Source organism: Synechococcus sp. B60.1, assembly GCF_047462555.1.
Classification (GTDB): Bacteria; Cyanobacteriota; Cyanobacteriia; order Thermostichales; family Thermostichaceae; genus Thermostichus.
In genome coordinates, this window is record NZ_JANSJN010000102.1 from 1 (window position 1) to 10,075 (window position 10,075).

A 10,075-nucleotide genomic window follows, 5' to 3' on the forward strand; every position below is an offset into this window, starting at 1 on the left:
TGCAACTGCTGGCTGGAGGAGCAGCGGACTTTGTCCTCGGCGGCAGCCCCGACGCCCTGGCGGCTCTGCCGTCAGGGATCCCCGTGCTCACCGTGGCCGCCTTTTTCCAGAAGGATCCCCAGTGTCTTTTGGCCCATCCGGGCGTGGGCATCGAGCGCCTGGAGGACTTGCGGGGCAAGCCCATCTGGGTCTCTCCGGGAGCCAACCTCACCTACTGGCCTTTCTTGCGGGCCAAGTTTGGCTTTACCGACGAGCAAAAGCGTCCCTACAACCTCAGCCTCACCCCCTTCCTGCTGGACAAACACTCTGCCCAGCAGGGCTATGTCACCTCCGAGCCCTTCCGCGTGCGCCAGGAGGGCGGCTTTGATCCGGTTGTCTTCCTGCTGGCCGACTACGGCTATTCCCCTTATGCCACCACGCTGGAGACTACCCGCCCCTTTGCCGAACGGTACCCGGAGGAGGTGCGAAAATTTGTGGCCGCCTCCATCGCGGGCTGGCAGAGCTACCTGGAGGATCCCCGCCCCGGCAACCGCCTCATCCGCCAGGACAACCCCAACATGAGCGAGGCCCTTCTGGCCTATGCCCACCAAGCCCTAAAAGACTACGGCCTCCTCACTGCCGGCGACGCGGCCACCCTGGGGATCGGCGCCATGACCCACCAGCGCTGGCAGACCTATTTTCAGGAAATGGTGGCCCTGGGAATCGTCGAAGCTGGCCTCAATGTCCGCCAGGCCTACAGCCTCGACTTTCTCCCCGCTCCCACCGCCTGAGTTACATCACCGCCAAGCTCTGCAGCCGTGGGGATCCCTGCATCGCCAGCTCATGGCGCCGGTGCATCTGCTCTGTCAGCAGGTAGGCCAGAGGCGGGCAGCCACTCAGCCGCTGCCGCGGATGGGGCAGTTGGTCGTTGCCGAAGGTGTGGCGGTACTCCTCCGAGTCGATAAAGGCATTGACCATGGCCTGAAAGCCCTGGCGCACCAGAATGTCGTGGTAGGCCGCCACCTCCTCCTTGCTGGCCGGGGCCCGTCCCAAAAAGTGCTTAAAACCCTGCTCCACACAGCGGGTGTTGCAGCCGGCACTGAAAAAGAGCTGCCGGTAGAGCCGGGATCCCCCAATTTGGCGAACCAACCGCTTGATCCCAATCCGACCCCGCAGAAAGTCCTGCTCGATTTTTTCCAGCTCTCCCGCCTTCTCGTGCTGGTAGGGCTGGCGTTCCAAAAGCTGTTGGTAGGCAGCCCGCAACAGGTTTTGCAACGTTTGCGGATCCCGCTGGCGTAGTTCCATAGCGATAGCTCCCAAGCAACGCGACCGACAAAAACCGATTGGGCAAGAGGTCAACTTAAAGAAACGATGAAGATGGAGTTGCTCGATACACTTTTACAATCGGCATTAACCAGATCCAAAAATTGTCAATGCCAACCCGGAGACCAACTGAGCAAAAGCCCTACTCAAGATTTATCTTGTCGATAAGTTGAACTGGGGAAGCTTGCGATAAATGTTTACAAGAAGGCCCCAGTTTTTTTGAGTTTACGTGATTCTACTTTCCAGCTTTCTACATGGAGAAACTTTTCGTACTTACCCGTAGTTAAAGATTGTGACGTTTTGATTCCCCCAGCCTGGTCAAGATCCAGAATACGAGTAGGAACTGATTTTTCGCTTGTATTGCTTTTGCGGCAGGGCGTATCTGCCGGCAGAGTTTTTGTCTGCCTTGAAGTTGGGGATCCCACCTATGGTGAAACAAATCCGGCTAGATCCTCTATCCCGCGTCTCGGAGGTGGATACCTACAGCAATCTGCTGTCGGCCATTTTGTCGGAGGAGCTCCATGTCTCCAAGGAATGTAACGGCCGCGGCCTCTGCGCCACCTGTCATGTCTACGTCAAGGAGGGCATGGAGAGCCTCACCCCCATCACCCCCCGCGAGGCCAAAACCCTGGAGACGATCACCAGCGCCCGCAGCAATTCCCGCTTGGCCTGTCAGGCACGGGTGGTGGCCGATGGGGTGGTGGTGGAGCTGCCGCCGGGGATGTACGTGAACTCGCTGAAGGATATCGAGGTGCTCATCGGTCGGCGGGCCGAACAAGACTTGCTGCACCCCCGAACAGGGCGCGTTTTGGTGGAGGAGGGCAAGATCATCACCCGTTCCACGATCAAGCAACTGGAAAACGAAGACTTCCGCATCATCGGCAGCACCCTTGCCCAGACCCGCGAGGCCTAAGGGATCCCAACACTCTGCTTGGGTTCCTGCTGCAGTGGATCACGGCTCAGTTTTGTTGAGGAGAAAGCCATGGCCAGCGTTACCACTCGACCGGATCCCCGTCCCGCAGTCACCATGCCGGTGGGCCGCGACAAGCACGCCCACTACAGCTACCGCGATTTCTTCCGCTTTAACCGAGAGCAAGGCACGATCATCGACTGGAACAACACCCAAAACCTGCTGCTCAGCGAAGACTTCATTGTCGGCCTGCAGGCGGGCCTAGAGCGGGAAGTGGGCGATGCCTCTGCGGCGGTGATGTACACCATCGGCAGAGACTGGGGCAGCCGCGATGCCCAGCATTTTTCCCAGTGGTATGAGCGGGAGTACGGAGTTGGGGTCAAGCAGTCCAACCTTCTGTTTTTGCTGGAGACCTGGTGGTGGCCTTTTACGGCGCAAGGCTGGGGCAAGTGGGAGGTGGAAACCGAGTCCAAGCAAAAAGGGTTCCTATTCATCAACCTGTTTGACTCGCTGGTGGCCCGCACCTTGGGCGATGTGGGCAAGCCGGTTTGTCACCTCTATGCCGGGCTATTTGCCGGATTTTTCTCTGCTATGACTTCCCGCGAGCTGGCCTGCATCGAAATCCAGTGCTACGCCATGGAGGAGACCTATTGCAAGTTTTTGCTGGGCGGGCAAGAGCGCATCGATGCCGCCAATTTCTGGGTGAGCGAAGGGGCCAGCGCCCGCGAAATCGAGCAGCGTTTGCACCAACTGTGAGGTCTGCCTGTGGCTTTTGCAGTCCTTCCCCCGCCACTTTGGAGAAACGCCCATGGTCACCCTCAACCTAGACACCGATCTGGACTTAACCCAGCCGCTGGCGGTGTTTTTACAGGGGTTGAACTGGGATAACCGGCCCTTGGCCAAAGCTCCCTTCGCTCCAGAATCGCTGTCGGACTCCCCCCTGTTCTTGGCCCAGTCGGTAGGGCAGTTTTTTGCCGGCTGCAATTGGTCGGGCGTCCGCCCGCGCCCTGAGCCACCGCCGGAGCTGCCGCCAGAGGATCCCTTTACGCTTGAGGATTTTGCCGCTTTGTTTGGTGGAGCCTTGCTCTAGCCCTGCTTTGCCCCAACTTGGGTTTTGCTTCCTCGAGCTGCTCGATCTTTTGACTCGTTTTGAGACTGGTTTTGAATCGGGTTTTTTAAGGAGACCTCACCCATGAATGACCTTCACTCCTGGCCGGAGCGCATTGCCGATCGAGAAGGGGATTACCTGACGCCCGACGATCTGCAGGATCTCATCCGCTACGCTCTCTCCTTTCCAGAGCGGCTGGATCTCTACCAAGTCTTGCAACAACAAGAGCTGGCGTGGATCGAGAAGGTTCTGCAACAGCACGGGTACAGCGGTGAGGCAGAATCCTCTCTCACCCCCACTCAGCGCCTCTTGGCCCGGCAACTGGCCTTCTGCTTGCGCTCCCTGGGCCTGAGCTTGTTGTTGGGGGATCCCCTGCCCCTGCGGCAATGGAGGTGTGGGGCGATGGAACGGTATCTGGGTTTGCCGGAAGCGCTCCGGCAGTTGCAGGCGGTGGTGCAGGGATCCCTGCCGGCGGAGCAGCAGGGTTTGCTTGCCCCCTACTGGCAAGCGCTACAGGCTGTCTGCACCCCTTCCCCAGAGCGGCTTGAGCCGGAATTTGCTCCTCAAACCGAGACTGCAGCTCCGTCGGAAGAAGCGCTCACCCTGATGCAAATGTTCGTCTAAACCAAGGGGGCTTCCTATGAATTCAATGGTGACCGCGCTGATGCAACAAAGTGAGGGCCGCTATCTGCGCCCAGACGAGCTGAAAACCCTACACGCCTATGTGGAAGGGATCCCCAAACGAGTCCGCCTCTATCAAGTCCTGCAGGCCAAAGAGCAAGAGCTGGTGGAGCGGGTGATGGAGAAGTTCCAGCCGATGATGCCGAATTTGCCCCGCCAACATGGGCACCTGGCCTGGGAGCGTTGCCGCCGGGATCTAAGCATGGTGTGGCGCTACTGCTGCCTGGCCATGGTGCTCAACGATGAGGATTACCTGCGGGATAAGTTGCTCTACTGGCTGGAGACGATCCTGAAGTCCTTCAAGATGCGTGACCAGTGCCAGCCTGCCTATAAGTTGATGCTCGACTCCCTCAGCGCTGTCTTCGGCCCCGAAGAGAGCGAGGCCATCCGCCCCTACGTGCTCTTGGCCAAGTCGATGCTGGTCAACTGAAGTCAATGGACTCTCGATCCATCCACCAATTACTGTATACAGCCCACTCCCTGCTCATCCATTCCTTGCTCCCTATGGCCAGATAAAGGCACTCCCTACTATCGCAGTGCTCCGTGCTGCTCGCCCAAGGGCTCCGCGCCGCTCACGCGACCACCCCCAGCCCCTCTCCCCAAGGGAGCTCGCCCTCACCCCCAGCCCCTCTCCCTGAGGGAGAGGGGAGCTGGGATCCAGGCAACCAACTTATTTGAAATGACCATAAAAGCCTAAGTTTCAGCCGCCCTCAAGTCCGTCCATCTCCCTGAGAGGAAAGCCATGACTACCCTGCAAGAGATCCTGCAAGACCAGATCCTGCCCGGGCACTGCTTTAGCCCTGCCTACTACATCCGTCCCGACATCCACAGCGGCCTGCTCTACAGCCGGGGAGGATACCGCCTGGCAGCCTTTCCCATGCCTCTCCTGGAAGCCATCTACGCCGGCTTGCGCTACGAGACCGGGCAAGCCACCCGCGTCATCCTCTACAACTGTGGTCGCGAGTGGGGAGAAGCGTTTTTCCGCCGCATCGAAGACGAACTCTCCCGCTACTACCAACAGCCGTTGCAGGAATTGCCGCTGGGGATCTTCCTCGATGCCCTCAGCGAGCTCTGGGCCACCCACGGCTGGGGACGCCTAGAGCTGGATTTTTCCGCTGCTGACCGCGGCTTGGTGGAGGCTAGGATCCGCAACTCCGGCTTTGCCCTGGCTGCTCGTGCCAGCCTCAGCCCGGAGGAGCTGTCTGCGCAGCGGGAGCCTGCCGGCTATCTAGAGGCAGGAATGCTGGCCGGCCTCTTCTCGTTGCTCTCGGGCCGGGATCTGGTCTGTGTGCAAACCACCTGTGAATCCCTGGGAGCCGACTGCAACCGCTTTCTCATCGGCACCGCTCAGCGGCTACACAATGGTGAAGAATGGGTGCGCAAGGGCCTCTCCCACGAAGAGATTTGGGATCGGCTCGCCGCCGGTTCCTAGAGAGGGATCCCTGTTTCCAGGCTGGCAGAGAAGGAGAGAATTGAATTTTTCCAGGTCTTAAGACTTGTAAAGACAAAGACAATTCTCCCTGCTCAATTCCTCACCCTTTTGCAAAGTTTTTTTGGCTCCTCGGCCAGTAGGTTCTCAACTGAGCAGCCGTCGGGATCCGAGTTGCTAAGAAAGTTAGCTGTCCTTAGGGATCCCTGCGTAATATATTTTTTCACACGCTCCCCTACAAATTCGCCATCCTAAAAGTAGGAGCTATCCCAAGTCTTGAGCAGTTGCGAAGGGGGAGAGGCAATGAATGCTCAGCAACGTAGCCAAATCATCGCTTCGGAGTGGATGATCGACAGCCAAAATCCGGTTCATTCCATTTCCCGGCTGAAGCGGCGGGCAACTTACTCCGACGTTACCCTTTGGTGGCTGGTGGTGCAGCTCAACCTGAGCGAACGCAACTCCATTCATTCTGATCCTCGCTAGGGGCCAGAAGCGAATTCCAGCCTAAAAAATCCCCCCTCCCACGTTTAACCTCGAAATAAAAGAAGAGCTGAAACTTGAGGTAGAGGACTTCTCAAGCAACAGCTCTTCCGTTGAAGGCAAAAGCGGGGATCCCGACACCCTCTAATCGGTCGGGGGCAAGGCCGCCACCTGAGCCGGCTGCACCGGCAAGAGGGGCCGTTGCACAATTTCCGTCGGCAGGACACTGCGCAACTGGGCCGCCACCGCTACCGTCGTGACATCGTAGGTCTGGGTAGCCAAACGGGGGTAGAGGCCGATGCCGAGGATGGGCAAGAGCAGGCAGAGGGCGACAGCCATTTCCCGTGGGCGCATGTCCCCCAGATACTCCTCTAGCACCAGCCCGGGATCCTGAGCTCCATAGAACACCTGCCGCAGCAGGGAGAGCAAGTAGATGGGGGTAAGAATGAGGCCCACCGCCGCCAGCAGGGCCACCCCTGCCTTAAAGGCCGGCGCATAGGCGTCGCTGGTGGTCCAGCCCAGCAACACCGTCAGCTCACCCACGAACCCGCTCATCCCCGGCAGCGCCAACGAGGCCAAAGCTCCTGCTGTAAACAGGGCAAAGGTCTTAGGCATTTGCTTGGCCAGCCCGCCCAACTTGTCGAGAGCAAGGGTGTGGGTGCGCTCGTAGGTGATCCCTGTCAAGAAGAAGAGCACCGCCGCAATGAGACCGTGGGAGATCATCTGCAGCAGGGCGCCGTTGAGGCCTAGCTCCGTAAAAGTGGCAATGCCGATCAACACAAAGCCCATGTGGGCAATGGAAGAATAGGCCAGGCGCCGCTTGAGGTGGTTTTGCCCCAAAGCCCCCAGGGCCCCGTAGATGATGTTTACTGTGCCCAACACCGCCAGCACCGGCGCAAAGGACACATGGGCTTCCGACAAGATGCCCACGTTCAGGCGGATGAGGCCGTAGCCCCCCATCTTGAGCAGCACCCCAGCCAAGATCATCGAAATGGGCGCCGAGGCTTCGCTATGGGCATCCGGCAGCCAGGTGTGAAACGGAAAAATGGGCAGCTTCACCCCAAAGGCAATCAGGAAAGCTGCATACGCCAAGACCTGCAGGGCCAGCGGGTAGGATTTTGCACCCAGCTCTGCCATCTCCAGGCTGAAGCCCTCGCCGTAGAAGGCCATCGCTAGGGATCCCACCAGAATAAAAATAGAGGCGGCAGCGGTGTAGAGGAGGAACTTGGTGGCAGCATACTGGCGTTGCGGCCCACCCCAAATGGAGATGAGAAGATAAACGGGTACCAGCTCGATCTCCCACATCAAGAAGAAAAGCAGCAGATCCTGCGCCAAGAACACACCCACCTGGGCGCCATACATCAATAGCAGCAGGAAGAAAAACAGGCGCGGCTTCTGGGCTACCTCCCAAGCCGCCACTATCGCCAAAGTCGTAATCAAGCCCGAAAGCAACACCAGCGGGAAGGACAGGCCATCCACCGCCAGCGACCAGTGCAGACCAATTTGGGGTACCCAGGCGTAGCGTTCTGCCAGTTGCAGTGAGAAATCCTGCAGGTTGTAATGCTGCCCGAAAACATAGACCATCAGGCCCAAATCCGAAGCCCCCACCGCCAGGGCATACCAACGCGCCCAGCGGCTCTGGGGGAGCAGAGGGATCCCAAAGGCTGCCAGCAGCGGCAGGAGCACCAGGGCCGACAGCCAGGGAAACTCAAGGGAATTACTCATGGCCGGGAATAAGTACTTATGCTCAACATACTAATGATATGAAGCTATGTAAACAAATGGAAAGCGATTTTTACAAAAAAATCTGCGCAATAGCGCAGATCTGGAGAAGGTTTCTCTGATGCTAAGCATCGAGGATCGCCAAGAGAGCGGCAACGGCGGCCTGGGTGGAAAGTCCGTCAGAGTTGGCGAGAGAACCTGGCTGGCCAAGCCAGGTCTCGGCTCCCGCACTCCCTCGACACCTGGGAACTAGGCAGGATCTACTCGTCTTCGGCGAAAACGAAGCGGTGCAACTCGTCCAGGGTAGGCTCAGGACTTTCCAGCGCGAAAAGGACGGCATCCTCAATCACGGCGCTCACCTTTTCCTGAATGGCCTGGAAGTCCGCCTCAGTCATCAAGTTGTGTTCGAGGGTGTAGCGCTCCAGTTGCTTAATGGGATCCCGCTGCCGCCAGAACTCTTTTTCTTCCGGGCTGCGCAGCTCGTCAGGATCGGCGAGGGAATGGCCCCGGAAACGATAGGTGATGCACTCCAGCAGGGTGGGGCCTTCCCCGGCGCGGGCCCGGGCAATAGCTTGTTGGGCAGCCTCCCGCACCGCCAGCACGTCCATGCCGTCTACTTGGTAGCCGGGCATGCCAAAAGCAGGGCCCTTGAGGTAGATGTCGGTTACTGAAGTGGCCCGTTTGTGGGCCATGCCGATAGCCCAGAAGTTGTTTTCCACCACATAGAGGATGGGCAACTTCCAGAGGGCGGCCATGTTGAGACACTCGTAGAACTGGCCGTTGTTGCAGGCTCCATCCCCAAAGAAGCAGGCTGTCACCTGGTCGGTGCCGCGGTACTTGGCCGAAAAGGCCGCCCCTGTGGCCACCGGGATCCCCTCGGCCACAAAGGCATAGCCGCCCAAAAAGTTGTGCTCCGCCGAGAACAGGTGCATCGAGCCGCCGCGGCCCTTGCTGCAGCCGGTGGCCTTGCCGAACAGCTCCGCCATCACCGCCCGCGGGGGGATCCCGGCGCTGAGGGCATGCACGTGATCCCGGTAGGTGCTGCACACGTAGTCGGTGGGCTTGAGCGCCTTGATCACCCCCGTGGACACCGCCTCCTGCCCGTTGTACAGGTGCACAAAGCCAAACATCTTGCCCTTGTAGTACATTTCGGCGCACTTGTCCTCAAACAGGCGGCCCAACACCATGTCTTCGTAGAGCATGCGGGCCTCTTCGGCAGAGATGCGAGCACTAGCCACGGGAGGGGTAAGTTCCTGAACCATGCTGGAAGGTGATTAAGGGTAACCCATTTTTGCAGTCTTTTAATTATCCCACGCTTGGGGGCACTTGCAATCCTGCTGAAGGGGAGATCGAGGTGGATCCCAGTTCTGGAGGAAGGGGGGTAGACTGAAAGATTAAGGCAGGAGGCATTCCCATTGCAGCAGCCGCATCGAAGTCAGAACTCCGTCCCGCTGAGGCGAATACTGCAAGAGCAGGTATCCTGGCAAAGGCTTTTTCTAGGGGGGATCTTCTCCTGGAAGCTGAAGGGCCGGCCAAGATAACGGGGTGCGCCTATGGGAGCCCGTTGGGTTAGCGGTTTTGCGGCGGTGCTATTTGCCCTGACGGTCACCCTGCTAGGGGGCTGGTACTTCACGGCAGCCATTGGGCTGATTATTTTTCTGGCGCAACTGGAGTTCTTTCGCTTGGTGCAGACCAAGGGCAATGCACCGGCCATGCGCACCACCATGTTTTCCAGCCAGGTGCTGGTGATTTTGCAGCAGGTTAAGCCGGAGTGGACCAGCCCTGCTTTTATCGTGGCCGGTTCTGTGATCTGCTTTTATCTGCTCTTTAAGCCCAAGCTGGCCACCATCGCCGACATTGCCACCTCGATTTTGGGATTGTTTTACTGCGCGCTGTTGCCCAGCTTCTGGATTCGGGTCAGGGCTTTGTCTTTTTCCCAAGGACTGGGGGAAGGGCTGTGGATTACGCTGTTGGCTATTGGCTGTGTCATTGCTGCCGATGTAGCGGCCTACCTCTGTGGGCGGGCCTTTGGGCGCACCAAGCTCTCCCTCCTCAGCCCCAAAAAAACGGTGGAAGGGGCCGTGGCCGGGATCGCAGCCAGCATGGCCCTGGCCATGGCCGGAGCCTACTATCTGAACTGGCCCTGGCGCTGGTGGAGCGGCAGCGTGCTGGGGTTTCTGATTGGGCTAACGGGCCTGTTGGGCGACCTAACGGAATCGCTGATGAAGCGGGATGCCGGCGTCAAAGATTCCGGGGATCTCATCCCCGGCCACGGCGGCATTTTGGATCGGGGCGATAGCTATGTCTTTACCGCGCCGTTGGTGTTTTACTTCATGGAATGCCTGGAATGGCTCAACGCCTATTTTAGCCGATAATTGCGATAATTCCCACCCCAGCCGAGAAGATTCTAGACACAAGTTTGCCTTTAGAAGGTTGGACAATC

12 protein-coding genes are annotated in these 10,075 nt (G+C 58.6%); 9 read left to right on the plus strand and 3 right to left on the minus strand.

The window, feature by feature from the left end; all coding sequences use genetic code 11:
• On the plus strand, window positions 1-770 hold a 770-nt coding region (locus tag NW863_RS10805; protein ID WP_414366300.1), incomplete at its 5' end, for an ABC transporter substrate-binding protein.
• Between the two features lies 1 nt (window position 771).
• Here the strand turns inward: NW863_RS10805 and NW863_RS10810 are convergent.
• Complete coding sequence (locus NW863_RS10810; protein ID WP_414366302.1) at window positions 772-1,284, minus strand: phycobilisome rod-core linker polypeptide; 513 nt, start codon at window positions 1,282-1,284, stop codon at window positions 772-774.
• 445 nt (window positions 1,285-1,729) lie between these two features.
• Between NW863_RS10810 and NW863_RS10815 the strand changes: the two genes are divergently transcribed.
• From NW863_RS10815 to NW863_RS10845, 7 genes are all read left to right on the plus strand, one after another.
• Entirely contained in the window at window positions 1,730-2,215 is a 486-nt protein-coding gene (locus NW863_RS10815) for a 2Fe-2S iron-sulfur cluster-binding protein (protein WP_414332440.1), read from the plus strand.
• A gap of 69 nt (window positions 2,216-2,284) precedes the next feature.
• Window positions 2,285-2,968, plus strand: a complete 684-nt coding sequence (locus NW863_RS10820) for a V4R domain-containing protein (RefSeq protein ID WP_414366304.1) — start codon at window positions 2,285-2,287, stop codon at window positions 2,966-2,968.
• Between the two features lie 52 nt (window positions 2,969-3,020).
• Window positions 3,021-3,302, plus strand: coding sequence for a hypothetical protein (locus NW863_RS10825; RefSeq protein ID WP_414332444.1), 282 nt, complete (start codon window positions 3,021-3,023; stop codon window positions 3,300-3,302).
• A 102-nt stretch (window positions 3,303-3,404) separates the two neighbouring features.
• Window positions 3,405-3,944 (plus strand): hypothetical protein, encoded by a 540-nt coding sequence (locus NW863_RS10830; protein ID WP_414366305.1) that lies wholly within the window; start codon window positions 3,405-3,407, stop codon window positions 3,942-3,944.
• 16 nt (window positions 3,945-3,960) lie between these two features.
• Window positions 3,961-4,431 (plus strand): phycobilisome protein, encoded by a 471-nt coding sequence (locus tag NW863_RS10835; protein ID WP_414366307.1) that lies wholly within the window; start codon window positions 3,961-3,963, stop codon window positions 4,429-4,431.
• 312 nt (window positions 4,432-4,743) lie between these two features.
• Window positions 4,744-5,433: a V4R domain-containing protein gene (locus NW863_RS10840; RefSeq protein WP_414366309.1), complete on the plus strand. Its 690-nt coding sequence runs from the start codon at window positions 4,744-4,746 to the stop codon at window positions 5,431-5,433.
• Between the two features lie 300 nt (window positions 5,434-5,733).
• Window positions 5,734-5,913 carry a hypothetical protein gene (locus NW863_RS10845; protein ID WP_414366311.1) on the plus strand — a complete coding sequence of 60 codons (180 nt, stop codon included), beginning with the start codon at window positions 5,734-5,736 and terminating at the stop codon, window positions 5,911-5,913.
• Window positions 5,914-6,054: 141 nt separating this feature from the next.
• On the opposite strand, the gene NW863_RS10850 is transcribed toward NW863_RS10845, so the two are convergent.
• Window positions 6,055-7,635, minus strand: a complete 1,581-nt coding sequence (locus NW863_RS10850) for an NAD(P)H-quinone oxidoreductase subunit 4 (protein ID WP_414366312.1) — start codon at window positions 7,633-7,635, stop codon at window positions 6,055-6,057.
• 257 nt (window positions 7,636-7,892) lie between these two features.
• A complete protein-coding gene (gene pdhA, locus NW863_RS10855) occupies window positions 7,893-8,894 on the minus strand; it encodes a pyruvate dehydrogenase (acetyl-transferring) E1 component subunit alpha (protein WP_414366314.1) in 1,002 nt (333 codons plus the stop codon).
• Window positions 8,895-9,185: 291 nt separating this feature from the next.
• Here pdhA and NW863_RS10860 point away from each other — a divergent pair, with 291 nt between their 5' ends.
• Window positions 9,186-10,007 (plus strand): phosphatidate cytidylyltransferase, encoded by an 822-nt coding sequence (locus NW863_RS10860; RefSeq protein ID WP_414366316.1) that lies wholly within the window; start codon window positions 9,186-9,188, stop codon window positions 10,005-10,007.
• Window positions 10,008-10,075 lie beyond the last annotated feature (68 nt).